The organism is Marinobacter sp. KM021 (genome assembly GCF_050707965.1).
Taxonomy (GTDB): domain Bacteria; phylum Pseudomonadota; class Gammaproteobacteria; order Pseudomonadales; family Oleiphilaceae; genus Marinobacter; species Marinobacter shengliensis.
The window spans coordinates 1,612,270-1,635,614 of sequence record NZ_CP136129.1; the positions used below are offsets into that span (position 1 = coordinate 1,612,270).

The window sequence follows — 23,345 nt, forward strand, 5'->3', positions numbered from 1 at the left end:
CATGCTGTAAGACATTAATGAGTTTGCCGAAAGGATCACGGATATAGAACCGACGAACACCCCAAGGCTCAGTGACCGGCCCGTACTCTGAGGTGGACCCAATCAGTTGGACAACCTGATGGTGTCCCTAAGCTATGATCCGGTTGTTTCCCTGGCTCAGGCTGCCAGAGATATGGGTTGCCCGTAGTACACCTCATCGGGCGTTTGGTAATCAAGGGTTTGGTGGTACCGGGTCTGATTGTAATGCCGGAAGTACCGGTGGAGCGCCTGCTTCAAGTGTTGACCATCCTCGAAGGCAGTGAGGTAGACGCACTCGTGTTTGACGCTGCGCCAGAGCCGTTCCACGAAGATGTTGTCATGGTAGCAGCCCTTGCCGTCCATGCTGATTCGGATGCCATGCTCTTTGAGAACGCTTGTGAAGGCCTCGCTGGTGAACTGGACGCCCTGATCGGTGTTGAAGATTTCCGGCGTTCCATGGCGCTGTAGAGCCTCCTCCAGGGCATCGACGCAGAAGTCTGTGTCCATGGTGTTGGAGATCCGCCAGGACAGCACCTTGCGGCTGTACCAGTCGATGATGGCAACCAGATACATGAAGCCCCGCGCCAGCGGCACGTAGCTGATGTCAGTTGCCCAAACCTGATTGGGACGATCGATCTTCAAGCCCTTGAGCAGGTACGGGTACACCTTGTGCCCGTCGCCCGGAACACTGGTTCTTGGTCGCGGGTACACGGCCTGAATGCCCATGGTGCGCATCAGCCGCTGCACCCGCTTCCGGTTGATGCGGTAGCCCTGGTGATGCAAGTGGACCCGCATCTTGCGAGAGCCATAATACGGCGTTTTCAGGTGCTGCTGATCAATCAGGTACATCAGATCCAGATCCTCCTGACATTGCTCACGAGGGACGTAGTACACCGATGAGCGGCTCAGCTTGAGCAGCTCGCACTGGCGCGAAAGACTGACTTGGGGATGACCACGCTCGATCATCGCCAACCGCTGTTGACGGCTTACTGATCGAGCTTGCGCGACAAAAAATCGCGTTCCACCGTCAGTCGGCCGATCTCCCGGTAAAGCTCGTCTGTGCTGGGCTCATCGGATTGCTTGCCGGCCTTCCTCTTGCCTTCGAAGAGGTCGGGAGCGTTCTCCAGCAGCTCGCGCTTCCAGGTACTGACCATGGTGGGGTGAATCTGGAAACGGGCGGCAATTTCGGATGTGGTCTGGTCACCCTTGAGGGCGGCCAGAGCAACTTTGGACTTGAATGATGCGCTGTATTGCTTGCGTTTCTTGCTCATGATTCTCCTCCTTGTGGAGATGATGAATCAGAGCTTAGGCACCTGTCCAAAATTTGGGGGCCACTTCACTCAATGCCGATGTTTTCGCTCTTAACCCTCTCCAGCGCTGCATCTAAACAGTCAACCTCTATGGATAGATCAGGAACGGCTGTTCCGGAACCTCCCTCGGAGGCGACACTTATCTGTGTGGTCATTTCTTCGCCAGAGCTATAGGTCCTGATCCACCCGTGATCCATCACTACCGTTAGCCCAAAAATGGCGGAGTAGAACTTATCAGCTTCCGAGGGACTGACTGCCGCAATGTTGGAAACGATACGTTTTACCTTCATATTTCCCTCCTGCAGGCTGTGGGCCAAATAGCTCTAACGCTGAATATTAAGCGGCGCCTTCGTAGCGCAGCGTAGTAGGCGTCCGGCGGACGGCCGCGAGGCCGGTAGCGAACTTGAATGATTTGTTAGCCAAGTTTCGCGTCCTTCTGCTTATCTACTGATAACTGCAAGACCTCTTCTAGTAACGCAAACAAATCCCGACCAGTGCTAGAGACAAAGTAATTACCAAGACTCGTGATATCAGGGGATATGCTGGTACCCCATGGCGGTTGAGCATCTCGGTTTTCTATGTCCCACACAACATCTGAAGGTGGAATCCTATCGAGCACCGCCTTTGCGTCACGAAGCTCTTCGAGCGCTGCAGCTGCATGGGAGTGGGGCAGATAGCCTTGATAAAGCTCGTTCATTAAATGGGGGTATCGACTGCCCCAACCATGTGGTTCACAGTGAATGGTGACTGTAGAAAAAAATGAGTGAACAAAACTTCCGGCACCAATTTCAGCGGTAATTGATCCTACCGTAATCCCTACTGCCATGACTTCTCCTATTGGCTAACGCCAATATTCAGCGGCGGCCTTTGCGTAGCGAAGCGAAGAAAAGGCCGTCCGGTGGAGGCCCGTCAGGGCCGGAACGAACTGGAATGAATGGTTATGCATGTTTCCCATACCGCTCCATTAACTCTTTTGCCAGCGCCTCACTACTGACACCAGATTGATAACCTGACCACAGGAGTTGGAAAAGCTCCGAAGATTCCTCTCGATCAAATATGGAGGCCACATCTTGCTCGAACAGCTCTGCTAACGTGAAACTTGAGCCTCCGAACCCCCAGCCTGATCCTTCGGTCACGACAAACGGTTTCGATTCTCCCGGGCTGACGGAAAACACCTTGGGGTACTGACCGTGATGACCGCCTTCCCAATCTCCATTAATAGTGACGAGCTCAATATAGTGATTCACTGCCCACCTAGTGCATAACGCTGCCAGCATGCGCGGCTTTGTAGTGAAGGCGAAGCCGCAACGAAAAAGGCGTCGCCGTGCCTGGCTTGGTTAAAGGGTGCTAGTGAAGCAGAGAGTTATGCGCTCTACCAAAAGCTACGAGGGCTATTACCAGGCCAAGCATCAATGGGATAGCCAACCACAGACTCATGTTTACAGCCAATGTTGTTAGACCTATAAAAAATGAGGTAAACCCAGCAGTAGTAACCAAGGAATGAATGCTCTCTGCTTTTTCATCCTCTTTCTTGGCATCCGCAATCAACTTTCCGATTGCCGTTGCCGCGACCAAGGTCAACATGGCGAACAGGAAAAGGCACGCCGAAAAGATTTTTAAGCCAGCACTGCTTGTATTCACCGAAGGAACAAACACGAATAGAGCCAATGATGCCGCGGCTGCACCAGAGGTCATCCATTGAAAAAAATCTCGATACTTCTCAAATTTCATGATCCACCTTTAACGCCGAAAGCAGCGGCGCGTTCAGCGTCCGCTGCCTTGACTTGATACTGATTGAGCCTTCTCCCCAGCCCAGCGGTTACCCGCTAAGCTGGAAGGCGACCAAGCACTACAAGGGAGAAGACTCATGAACTTTTACCATAGCACCCACCGCCATTATTGTGGAATCGATCTGCATGCCCGCAGCCTGTATGTCTGCATCATCGACCAACAGGGCGAGGTACTTCTGCACAAGGAAATCAAAGCGCGCCCAGAACCGCTACTGGCCCTGCTCGAACCGTTTCGTGATGATCTGGTGATCGGTGTCGAATGCATGCACTGCTGGTACTGGATATCAGACCTGTGCGAAGAACACGGCATTCACTTTATCCTGGGCCATGCCTTGTATATGAAGGCCATTCACGGTGGTAAAACCAAGAACGACCGTATCGATTCTTTCAAAATCGCCATGCTCATGAAGGGCGGCAATTTCCCCCTGGCCTACGTTTATCCCAAGGAGATGCGGGCAACCCGGGATTTACTGCGCCGACGCACCCGCATCGTCCAGCACGGAGCCATGCTCAAGGCCCATGTGGTCAACACCACGAGCCAATACAACCTGCCGCCCAACAAGGTCAACCTGAAGAATGTGGGGGCCCGGGAACAGGTTCAGGCGGCCTTTGCCGGGCAGGATGTTCAGCGCAACATCGATCTCGACCTGGCCATCATCGAATGCTATCACCGGGAACTCAGCAAGCTGTTCGGCGACAATTAGGATGACCGGTTAGCGACAATTATCTTGGCCGGTTGGGTGTAACAATTGGCCCCTTGTTTTCCATGGTGGAGCAATGGGTGCCAGGCCAACACATAACCAACCGACAAGAGGAGCTGTTCATGCAGCACCGACAAAATGGCGCAAGCCAGGAAGTGGCTGCCGCCAAGGCGGGCATTTCCGTTCGATCCGGACGACGCATCGAGACGTCAACACAAAAACCCCGCGTTAACACCGAGCGGCAGTGGCGCACCCGAGAAGATCCACTGGAAGCCGTTTGGGAGACAGAGTTGCTCCCCTTGCTAGAAGCCAAGCCGGATTTGACCGGAACAACCCTGCTTGATTACTTGCAAGAGCAGTATCCTGAGCACTACGACCAGACCATTTTGCGCACACTGCAACGCCGGGTGAAGCAATGGCGAGCACTGCATGGGCCGGAGCGAGAGGTCATTTTTCGCCAACAGGCCGTTGTCGCACAGCAGGGATTCTCTGATTTTACCCACCCCGATAACCCGATTACGATTCAGTCCAAGGCCTTTCCACACCTGCTCTATCAATTTCGACTGGCCTACAGTGGCTGGCGCTCGGTCACCGTGGTTCAGGGCGGTGAGAGTTATGCGGCTCTGGCGACGGGATTGCAGCGAGCCCTACAGCAAGCGGGTGGCAGCCCTGTTGAGCACCGCACGGATAGCCTGAGTGCGGCACGCAATAACCGGCAGAACGTGTGGACTGACGCTTACAGCGAGCTGTGCCAGCATTACCGCATGACGCCCACCCGGAATAATCTGGGGCAGTCCCATGAGAACGGTGTCGTGGAGTGTGCCAATGGCTCGCTCAAGAAACGCCTGGCACAACAGCTGTTACTGCGCGGCCACAATGACTTCGAGAGTGTCGAACAGTATCAGGCGTTTATCGATTGTGCTGTCGACAAACTCAATCGGCGCAACCGAGCACGTGTGGTTGAAGAGCAGGCCGCCTTGCAGCCACTGCCGGAGTTTACAGCCGCCGAGTATCAGACCCTCCATCTCAAGGTGACGCGCAGCTCAACGATCGAAGTCCGCCGCGTTGTCTACACGGTGCCATCGCGCCTGATTGGCGAATCGATACAAGTCAGGCTGCATCACGACAAGCTGGTGCTGTTCGTTGGTCAGCAGCCTGCATTGACCCTGGTGCGTGTTTACCCCAAGCCTGGCGAGAACCGTGCCCGCAGCGTCAATTACCGGCACGTGATCTGCTCGCTGGCCTCCAAGCCACAGGCTTTCCGTTACTCTCAGCTGCGTGATGACCTGCTGCCGGACGACAACTACCGCGAACTCTGGCAACTCGCGGATGAGCATCTTGAACCCCGTGAAGCCTGCAAGTGGATCGTGACAACACTGCGGCTGGCCTTCGAATACGATGACGAGCAATCACTGGGGGAAGACCTGTTGATAGAAGCCCGGGCCGGCCGGTTCGCGTCAATTACCGAGATCCAGTCACGCTACCTTGGCGGTAATCCCGACCTCGAATTCTCGGCTTCAAGTCAACACACCCTGGTCAGTTATGACGACTTGCTGTCTTCGATCCGCAGCCAGGAGGCGTCGATATGACCGACTCCGTCGCCTTACTGCTTAAAGAACTCCGCCTGCCGGCCTTCCACCGTCACTATCAATCGCTCTGGGAAACAGCCGTTGAAAAGAACTGGTCACACCCGGATTACCTGGCCGCCCTGTGTGAGTACGAACTCTCAGACCGCTACCAGCGTCGTACCCAGAAATGGCTACGGGAGGCAAAGCTTGCGGCCAACAAAACCTTCTCGGCGTTGGATCAGAGCGGCTTTAGCCGCCCCTGCAACGCGGCACTGGCCAAGCTGCAACAAGACAGTGACTGGGCACACCATGCCGACAATGTGCTGTTGATCGGCCCCAGTGGCACCGGCAAAACCCACATCGCCAATGCCCTGGGCCATCAACTCACCGAACAGGGGGTGCGCTGCAAGCTGTTCCCGGCCATCGCCCTGGTTCAGCACTTGCAGCAGGCTAAGCGCGATCTTGATCTGATGACCGCCATGACACGACTGGACAAGTACCGGGTCATCATCATTGACGATATTGGCTACGTGAAAAAAACGGATGCAGAAACCCAGGTTCTGTTCGAGTTCATCGCCCACCGCTATGAGAGTGGCAGCCTGATCGTCACCGCCAACCAGCCATTCAGCGAATGGGATCAAATCTTCCCGGATAACATGATGACCGTAGCCGCCGTAGACCGCCTGATACACCACGCGACAATTATCGAATTAGAGGGGGAAAGCTACCGACGACAGCAACAGCTTAAGCAAGCTTCAAAGAGCAAAAAGTAAGACCACCCAACCGGCCATCATAGTTGTCGCGGACCGGACAAGATAGTTGACGCCAGACAGCAAGCTGGAAGAACACCTGGAACGGCAAGCCAAACAACATGATCCCGCTTCCCTGAGTGTGCTGAGGACCATTCCCGGTGTGGGGCGCATCCTGGCGCTGACCATTCTCTACGAAGTCGGCGATGTTCAACGCTTCGAATCGGTCCAGAAATTTGCTTCTTACGCCCGGCTCATCAAGTGCAAAGCCGAGTCTGCCGGCAAGGTCTACGGCACCCAGGGCAACAAGATTGGCAACGCCCATCTGAAGTGGGCATTCTCGGAGGCCGCCGTGCTGTACCTGCGGGGTAATGACAAGGCCCAGCGCTATCTACAGAAACTCCAGAAACGAATGAGCAAACCCAAGGCGCTGTCCGCGCTGGCCCACAAGCTGGGCCGGGCTGCCTACTTCATGCTCAAGCATCAGAGGGTGTTCGATGAACAACGATTCCTGAAGGGTTAGTCACGCCACGGGGTGAGCATGACGTCTAACTGGATCAAACAGGATGATGACCGAAAGCCGGGTGTCCGCTGACTGGTACCCGATACCGAACCGGCCTTCTATCACCGCCGTTGAAGCCAGTCGCTTTGATTAGCCACCCCGTGGGCGTGCCTTAATACCATGAGCCAGTGCGCTTACACCGGTCCTGAGCCTGAAACTAACTGGAGCCATGCAGCCCGTCGTTTGAATAGTGCCAGTGACCGGTTAACCGATGAATGTCTGGTGCCCCTGACCCACCGATGGAACGACCGGTCAGGCCGTGGTCTAAAGCCACGTAAGAGAGCCCCTATATGTGTTTGCTGTGAGTGCCTGACAGCCCCGCGAGACTGACGAAGCAGGCGTTCTCGCTCATGGATTTAGGTTGGCCGCTGGCGCGGCCAAAAAAATCACTATTGCCTATTGATTCCGAGAAGGCTCATATGGGTTAACTGATTAATCTGCCCGAATTATCGCCGTAACTGCTGACTCTGGAACCTTTATCTTGTCTCCGTGGGACCAGCCTTGGTATTCCCATCTGGGATCTGGGCCAATACCCACTAGTTCACCGCTAACGAGATCGGGGCGCATTCTTCGACAAGGATATAGAAGTCTGTGGAATCTCCCGCCCGAATCGTCACGGTGTCATTTGGTCTCGGCGGCCCCTGGTTCAATTTCGCATCGTTGCCAACAAACATTCGGCCGAATTTAGGCGGAAGCGGATTTTCAAACTCCTTGTAAATGGCATATTCCTTTTGTAGTGGTTCAATGATTCCGGACACCAACGTAGGTGGTAAGATCGCCACCATAAACGAGGTGTCTGATGACCAGAAAGCGACGTTCTTTTTCTCCTGAGTTCAAACAGGAAGCAGCCAGCTTGGTGCTGGATCAAGGTTACACGATTCCGCAGGCCAGCGTGTCTCTGGGAATTGGTGAAAGCGCTGTTCGGCGTTGGGTTCAACAACTGACGGACGAGCGTAAGGGCGTCACTCCGAAAGGCAAGGCGTTAACCCCGGAGCAGCGACGTATTCAGGAGCTGGAAGCCCGTTGCAATCGCCTGGAGCGAGAGAAAGAAATATTAAAAAAGGCTACAGCTCTCTTGATGTCGGACGAGATGAATCGTACGCGCTGATAGACCGGTTGGGGGAGCAGGAGCCAATTGAACTGGTCTGTGAAGCGTTTGATATCAGTCGTTCCAGCTATTACGAGTACCGCCAACGGCGGAACCGTGTAGATGTGGAGCGCCTGGCCCTGAGGGCTCAGGTAAACCGCCTGTTTACCAAGAGCCGCAGCTCTGCCGGCAGTCGTACAATCAAAGGCTTGCTCCGCGAGGAAGGCGTTGTCGTTGGTCGCTTTAAAGTTCGACGACTGATGAGCGAGTTGGGGCTGATCTGTAAGCAGCCAGGCCCTCATGCCTACAAGCAGGCTACCGTTGAACGACCAGATATCCCGAACCATCTGGACCGGGAGTTTGCAGTAGAACGGCCTAACCAAGTCTGGTGTGGTGACATCACCTACATCTGGAGCGGCCAGCGATGGAGCTATCTGGCTGTGGTGCTGGACCTATATGCCCGGCGAGTTGTTGGCTGGGCAATGTCATCCAGTCCGGATGCGGACCTGGTTGTAAAAGCTCTGGATCACGCCTGGGAACAGCGTGGTCAGCCAGAGAAAGTCATGTTCCACTCGGATCAGGGCAGTCAGTACGCCAGTCGCAAGTTCCGTCAGAGGCTCTGGCGCTATCGAATGACACAAAGCATGAGCCGGCGTGGCAACTGCTGGGACAACGCTCCGATGGAGCGACTGTTCCGAAGCCTGAAATCTGAGTGGATACCGGCCCTGGGTTATCGAAATCTGCCTGAGGCAAAAAGAGATGTTGGTGGCTATCTGATGGACTACTACAACCGGCAGCGGCCTCACGCATTCAACGGCGGCATTTCGCCTGTTGCAGCTGAGGAAAATCTTAAAATACTGTCCGGGATTAGTTGACCACTACATTTTGACAGTTAACGAGGCTGTAGAAAAACCCGATTCCGAGCCTTCCCCAGCACCTGGTTCCTAAAATTTTCTTAGCGGCCATCAGTTAGCCGATTATCATCGTTCCGATGTTCAGCCATGAGTTTCAGCCCTTTTGACGGTGTCAGTGCCGGTATAGCTGACATCCAGCAGACACATTTGTAACCGCCTGATCCCGACATCACGCTGCTAACCGCCCGTAATTCGCCAACTTCTCAATATTGTGTACGAGGCAGTATAGCTGCCATTGGCCTTGCACCTTCTTCTTGCCTCGCAAGCTGAAGCGATTCAGCCGCTTGTTCGTACCGATGTTGCCGAACACCGGCTCCACCACCGACATTCGGTGGCTGTATATCTCTTTGCCCTGTTGGCTGTCGACCCGGTGCTTCATCCAGTCCGTGTAGTTCGGCAGACGCTTGTTCTCAATGGTGAACGACACCTGTCGGCCAGACCCATTTCGGTGGTTGGCGGATGCAGGGTTCTGCATGCATTGGTGCTTCTTGGGGCAGTGGCGACATTGCAGCAATCGACCTTCGAAGTGCACTCGGACCTTGCCATTCTCGGCTTCCCTTTGACCCCGATAGGTAAGCTCTTCGCCAGTTGGGCAGACGCAGATCAGGTTCACGGGATCGAACTGGAATTCACTGGCCGGAATGATGTCTTTCCAACCTTTGTCCGGCAGGTTTTGATGCCGCTTGCCGTACTTGTCTTTCTGGTTTGTGAACTTCGGGTCCCGGCTGCGGAACTGGTTGTCTGGCACAAAGCCGTTGATCTGACGGTCATGCAGGTACTGCATGTTGGCCTCGTTGGCGAAGCCGGTGTCGGCAGTGACAATAGCACCAGACTGGTAGATGTTGTCAGCGATACCCAGTTTCTTGAAACGGGCTTCGACGGTTTCCAGTACCGGTTGCAGGGTATGATGTTCCTGGCCTTCGCCAAAGGCCTGGGCGTCGATGATGATTTGGTGTTTCTTATCCACCGTGGCGACCCCATTGTAGCCCTGGATCGTGCCTTTGCTGGTGGTCATCTTGGCGCTTTCGTTATCGGTGACGTTGCTCTTCACTTCCTTGCTCCGTTTCCCCCGGCCCATCCGTGGGCGGCTCGTCTTTAGGAAACGATCAATCTTTTTAGCGGCCTCATCCAACGACAGAATGGTCTTCGCTCGGCGGATGTCGCGGTCCAGTTCGGCCTCGGTGTCTGCCTCGTCCCGCTCGTAATGCGCCCTGAGGTGATGACGGATCAGTCGTCGCAGTTTCTCCCGCTTCTCGCCCAGCTCTTTAAAGGTGCCGGACCATTCCTTGGCCGCGTTGGAGGACATTTTGCAGCCGTCGATGGCAAACAGCTCGTTACCCAACAGACCTTCTTCGTGGCACACCAGCAGAACTTGTTCGAACAGCGCTTCGATCTCATCGGCGTGGCTGCTGACAAACTTGGCCAGGGTCGTGAAATGCGGAACGGTATCGCAGGAGAGGGCTTTGAAGAGGATGTTGGTCTCGCAACACCACTGCATTTCGCGACTGGAGGTGATGCCCTTGGAGTAGGCAAACAGGATGATCTTCAGCAGGATGGCCGGATCGTAGGCCAGCCGGCCAGTGTCTTCGTTGCGGTACTTGGGATGAAACACCGCCAGGTCCAGCTTGTGCTCGATCAGGTAGTGCACCGCGTGTTCAAAGGTGCCGGGCTGGAGCTGTTCCTGGTAGTTGATGACGACCATGGTGTCCTGGTCGTAGTTGTAGTGCTTGAAGCGGGGCATCTGACCACTCCTTGTCCGTTTGCCTGATCCTATCAAAACACAGGGTGATTTCGGGGTTTTTCTACAGCCTCAACGCTCGGCTCTGCGGCTGGGAAAAGTGGAGGCGAAGCCGGAGCTTTTACCAGTCCGACAGAAGCCATTTGTTAGCTCTTTGGCTTTAGTGATTATATTTATCAATATAAAAAACACTCTAATTTCGACTAAAAATTATACTGCTTTGATTGATATTAGTTCAATTCCGAGAAATTCCGTTACTTCGTCGTCAAGATCAAAGTCATCACTATCAAGGGCGAAGTATACTCTTCCTTCATTTGTATCCACTAAGAACTCCTAGAGAGCTAACATTTTAATACTGAGCCTGCGCGTTTTCTGCCTTACCCTGCGTATCATATCGCAACGGCCATTCCATAATGGCTTGATCTTGGACCATTTTCTCCCGAGCTGTCAGTAGTAAGGGGCAACATATACTGTTGCTCTGTCCGCCAAGCCGCTTCAATTACCAGCATTGCAAGAGTTGGCCCGAAGCGGTCGTTCGGTGTGTGGCGCTCCAGGCGGGGTAACGCCGACGCCGAGACAGTGCGGAATTTTGGAAGCCGCTTATCAGCGTCTATAGAGATTCACTTTTATATCATTATTGAATAATTTACTCTCACTCCATGACGAAATAATGTTTCTTGAGTCAAGCCACCTAACCAACTCTATATTCTCGGAACTGTTCTTCAGTTTCGGCGCCATATACCCAGTTTTTATTTCGGAAAACGGTCGCGGTAGATTGGCCAAGACTTGACGCACTTCATTATCATTTAAATGAGCATGACATTTATTTAGAAGTGAGATTTGCGTCTCTATAGGTCTAGAATGCTCAATTAAAGATCGTACTATACCGACATCAAGGTCGAAAATTTCGACGTCGGTATTTTGAATGATTGGACCAATAAGTGCTGCTCTGTTGGGTAAATTTACGAGTGCTCCAAGGTCCATCAACTCAACTATCCGGAGTTTGGCTGCATGATCAATTTCAGATCGAAGAAGATCTTCCAAGAAATCTTCGTCCAGCGCAAAGCTGTCTGGGTCCGCCAAATATGTGTCGATATTGGCCGCGACAAATAGTACCTGCAAGTCCCTATTGTCAGTGAGCGCGTCGAGACTCTCCTTAGTGAATGTGATTTTTCCTTCATCTATCAGGATTCGAAGCTTGGCTGGCTCGAGTCCTTCGGGTGGCTTTTTGAACGAGTTCGGCAGGGCGTGAGCATATTCTCTGTAGGCGGCATGAGACAGCGAGCCTGCCCCGACGAGGAATTGACGCAGCTGCAGTGAATCTGAGTCACTTGGTATGGGGTATTTCAGGATAGCCGCACGGACAACATCCCGATCAAGATAGCCAACCAGGCTATCTGCTTCGAACCCTTCACCTTCCATAAAATCAAGACAGTTCACCCAAGTTGGTTCGATCACATTTAGCTTGAACAGCATTGCGTGCAATCTCTCGGGCACATCTTCTAGAGTTGGCAGCAGGGTCGTCTGCCGTTCAAGAAACTCCCGAAGATCATCCTCATCAAGCGTATCGTGGCGAACCACGGCAAGAATAGCAGGCGCATCCTCTTTAGAATTTTCTTCAAGCTCCAAAAGTACATCGATAAAGTAGCGGTCGAAATCGCGTTCGACCCGCTTCATCAAGGTTGTGTTATTCGTCGAACGTATGGCCGTGAAGTTCCGCTCGCGTAGTGGCTCGAGATCGTTCTCTCCCAAAATCGCTTGGTAGACGTACTCCAGGTTCGGGATCGTGAGTTCGAAAAGCCCCTCCTCGAACATGACGCGTACAATTTCAGAGTGTTCTTTGATTGCAGCCAGATCTTTGATCTCAAAGTCGAGACATGCAAGGCGTTCCGGTTCTAGTTCGGGTGAATTCACCAGAATCTCTGGAAGGTTCGCCGAAACAAATTCCGGTAACTCATCAAAATCCCTTGCGAGCGTTTTGAGCGAGGTTTCCGGTAGGTTCGAGACCAGTTGGGTGACGTGGGAGATATTGTTAGGGCTGGCAATGACAGTTGGGACTAGACTTTTCCAAGCTTTGACTAGTCCCGAAAGAAGTCCTACAACATCGCGGCCGCTGGTGTAATAGGCATCGAAAAAGTCCTCGCAGCTCTCGAATTCGGACGAGAGAAACTCGAAAAGCTTCTGCGTTTGGTCGAGGTAACTGCTCCGGTCACCCAGGAGACTATCGACAAGCTTGACGTTCAAGACATAGCTTTGCCGGAAGTCTTCATCTCGCATCGCTGCGATGACCTCTTTCGGATTGTCGATCGGAAAACCCGGCTCAGGCGTGACGAATGCCCGTATCTGGATCAGAAACTTATTGTCATTGGGCGACAAACGGCCTGAGTGAAAGAGTGAAGTGTATTGGTAGTAGGTATCGTCGAGATGGCCTTCCAGAATCAGAAAACGGGCAAGCTCTCCGTTTTCCCCGAAGTTCCCGAAAAGATCCTGCACGTGGTCGGCGTTCAAACGCAACAGCTCGTTGAGCTTAGTCGTGCGAAGCGCTGCGATCTTTGATCTTAGGTCGCGTATTTGGCGCAAGCTCTTGTTCTTATTATCAGCCGCCTTGCTTTCGATCTCCTCCTTGCGTTGCTGGTAGGATTTCTGGGAGTCCACCTCGCTTTGCAATTTGGAAACATCGACCTGATGTTGTTGACCATTGATGTTGCGGCCGATAAGACGGGAAGCCTCTATAAGTTGCTCAAACGCATCGTGGCTGACCAACTGTGGAAGGGGGATCCATTGTGACCCATCAATACGAACGCTGTTAACATTCGCTGGAAGCTTCTCAATCAGAGCCATAGCGTAGATTTGCCGCAACTCTCTCAGGTCCGAAGGCGTCTGTCGCTCGGCGACTTCAAGCCGCTTTTCGAGTTCCGCGATCTCGGTCCTATACGTGGCCTCACCATGCCCAATGAGCTCGTCTTGGCGGTTCAATATTTCAGCGAGAGTCCCCGCGCCGCGGTGCAGTTGCTCAAAGTCCCTTGGATAGACGTTTTTATAGATCAGGATCGCGAGGAGCTTGTTGGCGTCGAGCAGATTCTCTCCATCAGTTTCCAAATTAGCCACATAAATGGCGTATTCATTAAAGATGTTCTGAATCAACCTCAGGTCGTTCAGGTATCGTGAGACCTCTCTCAGAAACTGCCGATCAAGGCGGCCGTCGAGCTCAAGTCTCCTTCCCTGCTCCAATACCATGTCGATCGAATTCGATGTGTTGATGATCGGTATGACGGGAATGATGAATTCGAAGAACTTGGTTCGATCGGTGTTGACAAACATGTCGTCGCGCAGGGCGTAGAGGAATCTGATGGTGCGTTTCACGCCTGCGTTCTCGTTCACGAGGCTATTAATTTCGCGCAGTGTGACGAAAATTTCGGCATTTTCAAATCGATCTATATCCTCAATGACTACAAGGTCGTAATCGGTTGATTGGAAGAAGTAGACTATTTCGTCTAGGTGACGGTTCAATATGGACGCCTGGTCATCATGTGCAGGCTTTATCTCAACGTCCTTCAACGAGATGCTCTTGAGTGACAGACCGAAGCTCGCGACATAAAAATGATGCAGTGTCACCCAGAGGAATGTTGCCGCGAGCACGAAGGTCCCCAGGTTGAGCCAATTGCTGAGCGCGAGCGGAACGAAAAAGGGGCCGCTGATGATGTCTTCTCGCTGATGAAACACGTACCAAAGCGCGAGAATTCCAAGCATTATGTAAAGAGATTTAAAAATCGACCAAACACCGGGCGACTGAATTCTTTTGAACCGCGATAGCGGAAGCTTGTTTGCGTCAGCACCATACAGCATCTGCTGCAGGATGCTTCTCTCAATCTCTTGACGGCTCACCTTCTCGCCCCCGGAATCGGCCTCGGGAACGAACGCAGCAAGAGAAATATGAAGCGCAGGCCGCCGATACTTCTTCAAGAAGGATTGGATGATGCTGCTCTTTCCCGACCCATAGGGACCCGTTAGGGCAATGTTGGAGACCTTCGCATTGTTCGTCGCAAACAAAATCGCTTCGGAATATACGCCAGCCTTGTCTGCCTCATCAGTTGGCGCGAGGTCCACGAACTTCGATTGCATGTCGGCGGAGCGGTCTTTGCTTTCCAGCCAAGACACGATGCTATAGAGGCTATTGGCAAGCCAGCGTGTTAGTGAGGTGATGGTCTTTATCATACGATGCTGAACTAACCTAACCTTCAAGAAACGAAAATGCACGAAAGGCTGACTTAAATCAGCCCACTTTTGCCTGGGCACTCTTGCTTATTTAAATTCTATGTTTGGATTTGGACGTCCGATTGAACCTAAGGTTTCATATTGAACCACTCAGATCGCTGATACCAGTGACCGTCGAATCACCATTTCGGATCGATAGCGAGTCCGTCCCGCCCCTTCTAACGTCCGCTCTGTGCGCGAAGCTGCTTCCATTACCAGCATTGCAGGAAGTGGCCCATACCGGTCGCTAACGCCCGGCTTTGGGGCGGACTTGTAGCCGCGCAGCGGCGGAAAGGCCGTCCCAGCCCCGAAGGGGCGACAACAGCCGCTTGTTATGCATACTCCCTCTCGACTTCACCAAGAACGGACTTGAGCTGACTCCCTTTGAAGCCAGCAGTGCTACCGCATGAACCGCAAACAAAAGGCATGAAGTCCTCCAGAGCAAACATACCGCCACTACACTTCAAGCAATATGGTGAATCTTCAAATCCGCCAGAAGGTTTACGTTTAAATTTCACACCCTTGTATTCTATATACGCCTGCTCAATTTTCTGTGTATTAACTTGAGCCTTCATAAGCTCCAGCTCCTGACGAAGAAGCTCGTTCTCTTTTTCCGAGTTTTCGAGCTTTTCCTCAAGAGCTTCATACTTGTCATTTATGAGCTCCAGCCTCTCCTTGAGAATTGCTGATGAGCCATGCTCATTAATCAGCTTCTCTATCATAGATAACATGACTGACTCCTCGTCTTTGCATAACGCCTTGAATAAGCCGCCGCTTGGAGCGTCAGCGGAAAACGGTCGGCATGATTCATTGGTTATGTGTCTTGTTCCAGCAGTGTAATCAGTTCGAAATCCTCAGGCTTCAGTTTAAGTAAGTCGAGGCTTTCTAGGATATTTGAAGTATCGATTTCATATCCTTTGGCACGAAAATAATCAGCGTGTGCTCTCGGTATTTCTGTGCCACTAGATCCGTCATGACCTGAACCATCTAGGTTGACTGAATACAGTTGCCTTCCCCTGCCTTTAGGCTTTGCATATGTGTGGGCGTGTTTTTGTGTCATCGTGTTCGTGTTTGCGGGATCTTCCCGATATGAGCACTTAGTTCCAGGTATGTTCTTATATGTCTTGTGCTCAAAAAGATCCATTAGTCTCATTGTCCCGTCCTTTTCTTTCAGAAAATCTTTGAACGACTTCATTTGACCCTCTCATAACGCTGAGGTAACTGGCGCCGGAGCGCCAGCGGAGGGAACCAAAAGCGGTACGCTTTTGGCGTCCGGTTAACCGCCTGGTTAGCCCTAAATTTCAAAGCACTTATCTAGCGATGGAACAGCCAAGAACGCGCGCTTTGCGCGATAGGCCATTTGCTTCAATCTGTACGCGAATTCGACACACTGTTGTTCTAAGTTTGGCAGCTCTTCATCGAACGGTGGATCAGTTGACGCCACAAGTACAAGAGTACAATCACTGTAGTCCTTGAGTGCTTTGTTTTCTGCAGTACTAGCAATCCAAGGTTTCAGTGCGTCCAACTGGCTCCCAAAATCACAAACCCGAATATGACCGAACCCCCGCTCTTTCAGGAGACGGTTATTTTCTGCGTTAGCCTGGCCATCATGCGGTTTAGCGATTTCAATTTTATCCAGGGGCTCACCCTCGCCGTCGAAAACTTCAACGTCATAACCTTGGTTTCCAAGCACCGGAAGAAATAGCGTCTCAGGCGGATAAAGTAAGTGAGCGAATTGTGAGAGCGGCCAGACCTCGTTGATAAATTCTCTGTAGCGACCTTCGCCGCCCTGAGCGCGTCGCAACTCTTCTGGGCATGACTCAACTCGTTCGCGAACTTCTTTCACGAATGCTCTCAACTGGTCTGATGTCCTACGCTGCTCAATTTCCACTGCCGAGATCATCGCGGTGCTTCCTTTAGGGCTAACACTGAAGCATTTAATGGTCGTGCGTTCGTATAACTCCACCCAAAATGCACCCAAAATTTCATGCTTTTTCTTTCAAAAACAAAAGGATAAAAGCATTTTACAACGGCTACCGCCGGAGTTACACGCCCTCTTTCGAGCCACCCCAGCCCCTACATAGGGGCGTATAACTCCACCCCTGAAAATCCTAGTTTCTAACCATATCAGAAGGTTACAAACATTTCCTATCCATTTTTCCGGAGTTTTGCGAACGCGTTCGTATAACTACAGCCTCTATCAGGGATTGACAAATTTCCACACCAATATACTGTATATCCATACAGGCAAAGAGAGAGTTCAGGATATGGATATCCGCATCCCTATTTCACCGCAATCTACCCGTTTTCTTGATCAACTCAGGAACTTTATCCGGCTACGGGGCCTGGCCTATAAAACCGAGATAACCTACGTTTTCTGGATTAAACGCTTTATCCGGTTCCATGGCCGAAAACACCCGGGAACGATGGGCGCTGCGGAGGTAGAGGCATTTTTGTCACATCTGGCATCGCAGGCAAATGTCAGCGTGGCTACCCAGCGAGTCGCACTGAATGCCCTGATTTTCCTGTACCGGGAGTTTCTGGGTACACCCTTGGAAGAGCTTCAGTATGAGGCAGCCAGTATTCACAAGCCCGCCGGGATCCACACCTTCAGGCACAGTTTTGCTACGCGGCTTCTGGAAGCAGGCTACGACATTCGCACCATCCAGAAGCTACTCGGCCATTCCGATGTCCGTACCACCGAAATCTACACCCATGTTGTCCGTAAAGGCGGCTTTGGTGTGCGCAGCCCGGTGGACGAGGCCTTTTAATAAAGCTCGTCTGTTCTGGCGGCCATAATGAAATCATTTTTGTGCAAACCGCCGATTTTGTGAGTCCACCAGCGCACGGTGGCTTTGCCCCACTCCAGCAGAATCGCGGGGTGATGGTTTTCGGCTTCGGCCAGGTCCGCCACTTTGTTGGTGAAGGCTTGCGCTTCCACGAAGTTCTTGAAGGTGAAGACCCTGCGTAGCTGTTCCTCGCCGTCTACCATCACATCTTCCCAGTCTGGGATCACGCTCAGCAGTTCCTGCTTCTCCTGGCCGGTCACTTTCGGTGCGTCTGAACGGCAGGCTTCACAGGCGTGTTGGCTCAGTTTTGTCATGGCTGTTTCTCCTCTCCTAGTTACTGTGTCCAGCGTGGGTGGCGTGAGCGGTTTTATCAAGTGGGTAGTTGAAATTCCGCCCCCACAATAATACTGTATATATAAACAGTGTTCAGAGATTTCCCCATGAGTGACCTTCTCAGCAGTCTTCTGCAGGATGCCCGCGTATGGCAGGGCCACAAGCACAGAAAAACTACGCAGCCAGCAGAGCCGACAGGCTATCAGGTTCTGGACAATCAACTGGGTGGCCTTGGTTGGCCCCGGGGCGCGTTGAGCGAATGCCTGCTGGATGCCCTCGGCATTGGTGAGTTGCACCTTGTTTTGCCATTAATGCAGCGCTTGTCTGAGCAGGGCAAGACCGTTTTCTGGCTGAACCCGCCACACACGCCCTATGCCCCTGCCCTGGCCCGGGAAGGCGTGAATCTGGACCATCTGGTGGTGATCAACACAGACGATCAGGGCGATTTCCTGTGGACACTTGAGAACTGCCTGCGCTCACCGGTAACCGGGCTGGTGCTCGCCTGGCCTGGCAAGCTTGCCAGCCGGGATATCCGGCGGCTACAGCTGGCATCAGAAGCCGGCGGCAATGTGTGTGTGCTGTTCCGTAGCCGCCGGCAGGCGGATCAAAACTCACCTGCGGCTTTGCGCCTGGAACTGGTGCCAGGGGATCACCAGGACCTCAAAGTAAATATCATCAAACGCCGTGGCAGCTGGCCTGGCCAGCGTTGTTCCCTGGCGTTAGGGCACCGGGCAGACATCACCACTCAGGATTCATCCCGTGTGGTTCAGGGGCCGTGGCCCCGTTCGCAAGGGTAAGCTGCATGCTCTGGCTTTACCTGCACTTCCCGCATTTGCTGCTGGACCACATCCACCGGAATCAGCCATCCACAGGAGCCCTGGCGATTGTGGATGGCGCCGGGCATACCGTGGTTCAGGCCTGCCCAAACGCCAGGGATCTTGGTATTGAAGCCGGTATGCGCCTGAAGACTGCCCTGGGCCTGGCACCAGAACTGAGCATCATGCGTACCGAAGCCAGGCAGGAAGCCTGGCTTTTGGAAGACCAGGCGCGCTGGCTATACCGCTATGCAGCACACATTACCCTCTCACCGCCAGACGGTATCTGGGCAGAAGTCAGCAGCCTGCAGAAACTGTATGGCGGCTTGCCTTCTATCTGGCAAACCGTGGAGCAGGCGCTGGCCGAACGTAAACTGACCGCCTGGGTCGCCATTGGCCATACGCCCCTGGCCGCACAGTTACTGGCCCGGGCCGGCAAAGGGGAATGCACGGCAGACAAACACCACATTCTTACATCGGTGGGAAGCCTGCCCTTGCCGGCCGCAGGGTTTGATGAAAAGTCCTGCACCCGCTTACAACGCCTGGGGCTGAACACCCTGGCAGAGGTGTTTGCCCTGCCCCCCACAGAGCTGGCCCGGCGACTGTCACCAGAACTGCTGGCCATGGTCCAGAAAATCCAGGGCACCCGGCCAGACCCAAAAGCCCCCTGGCAACCACCCCACAGTTTCCGGCAAAAAGCCGACTTCATTCACGAAGTGGAGCACACCGAGGGGCTGCTGTTCTCACTACAGCGGATTCTGTCAGAACTGGAGGAAGACCTGTGCTGGCGCCAGCAAGACACGGATACCCTGTTACTGATTCTGCAGCACCGGCATCAGCAAGCCACCCGTTTACGCATTCGCACTACCGGGCCGGAACACCGGGCCGAGATGTTTCTGAAACTGATACGCCTGAAGCTGGACCAACCCCCCTTGAGCGCACCGGTCACCGGCCTGATTCTGGCAGTCAAACGCTTCACCGGCCGGGAAGCCCCGTTAGGCCGGGACCTGTTGGGCGAAACGGAAGACCTGGACGAAGCCTGGCACACACTGATCAGCCGCCTGCAAGCTCGCCTGGGCGAACAGTCCCTGAAACGGCTTGCGGCCAGGGCTGATCACCGGCCCGAATGTGCCTGGTCTGCCAACAATCCGGGCAAACCCGGTAAACTCCGGCCACAGGCTTCAGTGACACTGCCACGGCGTCCCTTGTGGCTCCTGAAGGCTCCCCGGCCTCTGGCTCAGCCCCCGGAAACCTGGCATTCCGGCCCGGAGCGCATCAGCAGTGGCTGGTGGGATGGCCAGCGGGTTCACCGGGATTACTACATCGCCCAGTTGCCGGGCGGCGAACTGGCCTGGGTGTTCCGGGATGTTCAGGGTGGCTGGTTCATACACGGATGGTTTGGCTGATGGCTACCGGCTACGCAGAGTTATTCTGCTTCAGCAATTTCACCTTCCTGACCGGGGCCTCACACCCCCACGAGCTGGCCGAGCGTGCCCTGGAGCTGGGCTACAACGCTATCGCCATCACCGATGCCTGCTCCGTTGCCGGCATTCCCAGAGCCTGGGCTGCCCTGAAAGGCAGCCCGGTAAAGCTGATTACCGGTAGCTGGTTTGAACTGGAAGATGCGCCCCCCGGTGGTGCAGCTCCCAGCTTTATACTGCTGGCCCAGTCCCGCAAGGGCTACGGCCAGCTGTGCCAGTTGATCACCACCGGCCGGCGCCGGGCAGAGAAAGGCCAATATCAGCTGTTTACCCGGGATATCGAAACCCAAGAGCTGGATAACTGCCTCTGCCTGTGGCTACCACCGGCATCGTCGGCTGCCAGCTACGAGCAAGCCGAGGTTTGTGGCGAATGGTTGCAACGGTTGTTTGAGCAACGCCTGCGCATTGGCGCTACCCGCACCCTGGAAGCGGGCGAAGAGCAACAGCTGGCTCGTGTACGCAAGCTGGCCGATCAGCTCAAACTTGCCATTGCCGCAACCGGCGAAGTACACATGCACGCCAGGGAGCGCCAGCCCCTGCAAGATGTACTCACGGCACTGCGCCATCACTCCACGGTCGAAAACGCTGGCCACTGCCTGTTCCAGAACGGCGAGCGTTACCTGCGTCCGCTCCCGGTACTGCAACGCCTGTTCCCCCAGGCCTGGCTTCAGGAAACCGTCAACATTGCCAACAGCTGCCGTTTCGAGCCCGGCAGCCTGCGCTATGAATACCCGCCTGACCTTGTACCGAAGGGCGAAACCCCGGCGGCCTACCTAAAACGCCTGACCCGGGACGGCGAACGCCGCCGCTACCCCAGGGGCACGCCCATGAAGGTGCAGGCATTAATCCACAAAGAGCTGGGTTTGATCTCGGAGCTCAACTACGAGCATTACTTCCTCACCATCCACGACATCGTGGCCTTTGCTCGCAGCCGCGGTATCTTGTGCCAGGGGCGAGGATCGGCCGCCAACTCGGCCGTCTGTTACTGCCTGGGCATCACCGAAGTGAACCCCGCCAAGGTGGAGCTGCTGTTCGAACGTTTCATCTCGAAAGACCGGGACGAGCCACCGGATATCGATGTGGATTTTGAGCACCAACGGCGGGAAGAAGTCATCCAGTACATCTATCAACGTTATGGCCGGGAACGGGCGGCACTGGCGGCAACGGTTATCCGCTATCGCCCCCGCAGCGCCATCCGCGATGTCGGCAAGGCCCTGGGGTTCGACGCCGCACTGGTGGAAAAGCTGCTCGATGGCATCGACTGGCGCGACAAGGCCACCAACTGGCGCCAGCAAATTCTGGATAAAGGGCTCACCCGAAACCCGAAAGTGGCAGACCAGTTCTTTACCCTGGTCAACACAATACTGGGCTTCCCCCGGCACCTGTCCCAGCATGTGGGCGGGTTTGTGATCAGTGCCGGGCCATTGGCTGAACTGGTGCCGGTAGAAAATGCTGCCATGGAAGGCCGCACCGTGATCCAGTGGGACAAAGACGACCTGGAAAGCCTGGGATTGATGAAGGTGGATGTACTGGCCCTGGGCATGCTCACCGCCATCCGCAAGGCGCTGGCCTTAATCAGCGAGGAAAAGGGCCAAACCTTCACCATCCAGGATGTGCCCCAGGAAGATCCGGCCACCTACGTCATGCTACAAAAAGGCGACAGCATCGGCGTGTTCCAGGTGGAATCCCGGGCCCAGATCAACATGCTCCCGCGTCTGAAACCGGAAACCTGGTATGACCTGGTGATTGAAGTGGCCATCGTCCGCCCCGGCCCTATTCAGGGCGACATGGTGCACCCTTACCTGCGCCGAAAACACGGCCTGGAAGCGGTGGACTACCCGAACGACGCCGTCCGCCAGGTACTGGAACGTACCCTGGGTGTGCCGATCTTCCAGGAACAGGTCATCAAACTGGCCATGGTGGCGGCAGGCTTCAGCGCCGGCGAAGCCGACAAGTTGCGCCGCGCCATGGCCGCCTGGAAATCCCACGGCGACCTCACCCCGTTCCGGGACAAACTGATCAGCGGCATGCTGGAACGGGGCCACGATCCGGACTTCGCCGAACGCTTATACCAGCAAATCTGCGGTTTCGGCGGCTACGGCTTCCCGGAATCCCACGCCGCCAGCTTCGCCTTGCAGGTGTACGTCTCCGCCTGGATCAAACGCCACCACCCGGCCGCCTTCTACTGCGCCCTACTCAACAGCCAGCCCATGGGGTTCTACTCCCCCAGCCAGTTGGTACAGGATGCCCAGCGCCACCAGGTAACCGTGCTGCCACCGGATGTGAATCACAGCGCCTGGGAACACACCCTGCAAGGCAAGGAAAAACACCTGCGCCTCGGCCTCAGAATCATACAGGGCCTGTCCTCCAGCGGTGCCGAACGCATTCAGCAGAACCGCCCCGTAAGCGGCTACCAAAGCGTCGCCGAGCTGCGCACCCGCGCGGGCCTCAACCAGCGCGACATGGAACTCCTCGCCGGCGCCAACGCCATGCCCGGCTTCACCAGCAACCGCCACCAGGCTTACTGGCAGTTACTCGAACACGAAGAACCGGCAGGACTCTTCGCCAACGAAACCATGGCCGATTACACCCCGGAGCCCTGCCACCTGCTCCCCGAACCCACCGAAGGCCAGAACGTACTGGCCGACTACAGCAGCCAGGGCTTAACCCTACAAAGGCACCCCCTCGCCCTGCTCCGCGAACAAGGCCACCTGCGCTACTGCCTCACCGCCGACCAACTCAAAACCACCCGCCCCGGCATCCCCGTACAAGTCGCCGGCCTCGTCACCGGCCGCCAACGCCCCGGCACCGCCTCTGGCGTCACCTTCGTCACCCTCGAAGACGAAACCGGCAACATCAACGTCGTCGTCTGGCTAGACACCGCCCGCCGCCAACGAAAACCGTTACTCACCGCCCGGTTGTTACACGTAAAGGGGATTATCGAAAAGGAGGGAGATATCGTTCATATCATGGCCGGAAAGCTGTCTGACCTGAGCCATCTGATTAACGCGTTACCGGTCAGTTCCAGAGATTTTCACTGAACAGCTGGGAACGACCACCACAATGCAAACTTTTCCGCACTCTTAAGGCTGACAACTCGGAGCTCAGAAGCAGCAGGGTGGCGGGGCTTTCCAAAAATGTGCGGAGCCATGGATGGCGGAGCCCAAGCGCCACATGGATGTGCCGAAGGAGCGTTTTTTGGAAAGCCCTGCCACCCTGCTGCCAGCACCAAACTA

At 54.5% G+C, this 23,345-nt stretch carries 17 protein-coding genes and 4 pseudogenes; 10 read left to right on the plus strand and 11 right to left on the minus strand.

Features of this window, described 5'->3' with window-relative positions; translation table 11 throughout:
- Positions 1-156: 156 nt before the first annotated feature.
- The 5 genes from RVM24_RS07635 to RVM24_RS07655 form a co-directional block, all read right to left on the minus strand.
- Positions 157-1,289, minus strand: a protein-coding gene (locus RVM24_RS07635; protein ID WP_431475205.1) for an IS3 family transposase whose coding sequence is annotated in 2 segments (ribosomal slippage) — positions 157-1,019 and positions 1,019-1,289 — 1,134 coding nt in all. Because the reading frame shifts where the segments join, the coding sequence is not laid out codon by codon here.
- A 65-nt stretch (positions 1,290-1,354) separates the two neighbouring features.
- Positions 1,355-1,618, minus strand: coding sequence for a glyoxalase (locus RVM24_RS07640; protein WP_431475206.1), 264 nt, complete (start codon positions 1,616-1,618; stop codon positions 1,355-1,357).
- Positions 1,619-1,743: 125 nt separating this feature from the next.
- Positions 1,744-2,154: an immunity 70 family protein gene (locus RVM24_RS07645; protein WP_061334055.1), complete on the minus strand. Its 411-nt coding sequence runs from the start codon at positions 2,152-2,154 to the stop codon at positions 1,744-1,746.
- Between the two features lie 112 nt (positions 2,155-2,266).
- Complete coding sequence (locus tag RVM24_RS07650) at positions 2,267-2,575, minus strand: hypothetical protein (protein ID WP_431475207.1); 309 nt, start codon at positions 2,573-2,575, stop codon at positions 2,267-2,269.
- Between the two features lie 100 nt (positions 2,576-2,675).
- On the minus strand, positions 2,676-3,059 hold the full coding sequence (locus tag RVM24_RS07655; protein ID WP_431474407.1) for a hypothetical protein: 384 nt from the start codon (positions 3,057-3,059) through the stop codon (positions 2,676-2,678).
- Between the two features lie 136 nt (positions 3,060-3,195).
- Here RVM24_RS07655 and RVM24_RS07660 point away from each other — a divergent pair.
- From RVM24_RS07660 to RVM24_RS07680, 5 genes and pseudogenes are all read left to right on the plus strand, one after another.
- Positions 3,196-3,807 (plus strand): annotated as a pseudogene (locus RVM24_RS07660) (IS110 family transposase); the annotation flags it as partial.
- 134 nt (positions 3,808-3,941) lie between these two features.
- Positions 3,942-5,408, plus strand: a complete 1,467-nt coding sequence (istA, locus tag RVM24_RS07665; RefSeq protein WP_374787886.1) for an IS21 family transposase — start codon at positions 3,942-3,944, stop codon at positions 5,406-5,408.
- A complete protein-coding gene (gene istB, locus RVM24_RS07670; protein ID WP_374813366.1) occupies positions 5,405-6,160 on the plus strand; it encodes an IS21-like element helper ATPase IstB in 756 nt (251 codons plus the stop codon). Before istA ends, istB begins: the two co-directional genes overlap by 4 nt.
- Before the next feature lie 76 nt (positions 6,161-6,236).
- Positions 6,237-6,659 (plus strand): annotated as a pseudogene (locus RVM24_RS07675) (transposase); the annotation flags it as partial.
- An 838-nt stretch (positions 6,660-7,497) separates the two neighbouring features.
- Positions 7,498-8,660, plus strand: a protein-coding gene (locus tag RVM24_RS07680) for an IS3 family transposase (protein WP_431475208.1) whose coding sequence is annotated in 2 segments (ribosomal slippage) — positions 7,498-7,753 and positions 7,753-8,660 — 1,164 coding nt in all. Because the reading frame shifts where the segments join, the coding sequence is not laid out codon by codon here.
- A gap of 208 nt (positions 8,661-8,868) precedes the next feature.
- Here the strand turns inward: RVM24_RS07680 and RVM24_RS07685 are convergent.
- The 5 genes from RVM24_RS07685 to RVM24_RS07705 all read right to left on the minus strand — a co-directional run bounded on the left by RVM24_RS07685 (position 8,869) and on the right by RVM24_RS07705 (position 16,594).
- Entirely contained in the window at positions 8,869-10,440 is a 1,572-nt protein-coding gene (locus RVM24_RS07685) for a transposase (protein WP_431474885.1), read from the minus strand.
- A gap of 600 nt (positions 10,441-11,040) precedes the next feature.
- On the minus strand, positions 11,041-14,652 hold the full coding sequence (locus tag RVM24_RS07690) for an ATP-binding protein (protein WP_286250320.1): 3,612 nt from the start codon (positions 14,650-14,652) through the stop codon (positions 11,041-11,043).
- A 371-nt stretch (positions 14,653-15,023) separates the two neighbouring features.
- Positions 15,024-15,422, minus strand: a complete 399-nt coding sequence (locus tag RVM24_RS07695) for a hypothetical protein (protein ID WP_431475209.1) — start codon at positions 15,420-15,422, stop codon at positions 15,024-15,026.
- An 83-nt stretch (positions 15,423-15,505) separates the two neighbouring features.
- Positions 15,506-15,886, minus strand: a complete 381-nt coding sequence (locus RVM24_RS07700) for a hypothetical protein (RefSeq protein WP_431475210.1) — start codon at positions 15,884-15,886, stop codon at positions 15,506-15,508.
- A 99-nt stretch (positions 15,887-15,985) separates the two neighbouring features.
- Entirely contained in the window at positions 15,986-16,594 is a 609-nt protein-coding gene (locus tag RVM24_RS07705) for a hypothetical protein (protein WP_431475211.1), read from the minus strand.
- A gap of 364 nt (positions 16,595-16,958) precedes the next feature.
- On the opposite strand from RVM24_RS07705, the pseudogene RVM24_RS07710 reads away from it, so the two are divergent.
- Together RVM24_RS07710 and RVM24_RS07715 are read left to right on the plus strand one after the other, a co-directional pair.
- Positions 16,959-17,237, plus strand: a pseudogene (locus tag RVM24_RS07710) (site-specific integrase); the annotation flags it as partial.
- Between the two features lie 24 nt (positions 17,238-17,261).
- Positions 17,262-17,462: pseudogene (locus RVM24_RS07715) on the plus strand (tyrosine-type recombinase/integrase); the annotation flags it as partial.
- On the opposite strand, the gene RVM24_RS07720 reads toward RVM24_RS07715, so the two are convergent.
- A complete protein-coding gene (locus RVM24_RS07720; protein WP_061332708.1) occupies positions 17,459-17,794 on the minus strand; it encodes a 4a-hydroxytetrahydrobiopterin dehydratase in 336 nt (111 codons plus the stop codon). The pseudogene RVM24_RS07715 and the gene RVM24_RS07720 sit on opposite strands and share 4 nt — an antisense overlap.
- Positions 17,795-17,920: 126 nt before the next feature.
- Between RVM24_RS07720 and imuA the strand changes: the two genes are divergently transcribed.
- From imuA to RVM24_RS07735, 3 genes are read left to right on the plus strand one after another with little or no spacing between them, the layout of a single operon-like run.
- Positions 17,921-18,610, plus strand: a complete 690-nt coding sequence (gene imuA / locus RVM24_RS07725; protein ID WP_061332707.1) for a translesion DNA synthesis-associated protein ImuA — start codon at positions 17,921-17,923, stop codon at positions 18,608-18,610.
- A gap of 5 nt (positions 18,611-18,615) precedes the next feature.
- Positions 18,616-20,034 (plus strand): Y-family DNA polymerase, encoded by a 1,419-nt coding sequence (locus RVM24_RS07730; protein WP_431475212.1) that lies wholly within the window; start codon positions 18,616-18,618, stop codon positions 20,032-20,034.
- On the plus strand, positions 20,034-23,150 hold the full coding sequence (locus RVM24_RS07735) for an error-prone DNA polymerase (RefSeq protein ID WP_374787841.1): 3,117 nt from the start codon (positions 20,034-20,036) through the stop codon (positions 23,148-23,150). Before RVM24_RS07730 ends, RVM24_RS07735 begins: the two co-directional genes overlap by 1 nt.
- The last annotated feature ends 195 nt before the right edge of the window (positions 23,151-23,345 follow it).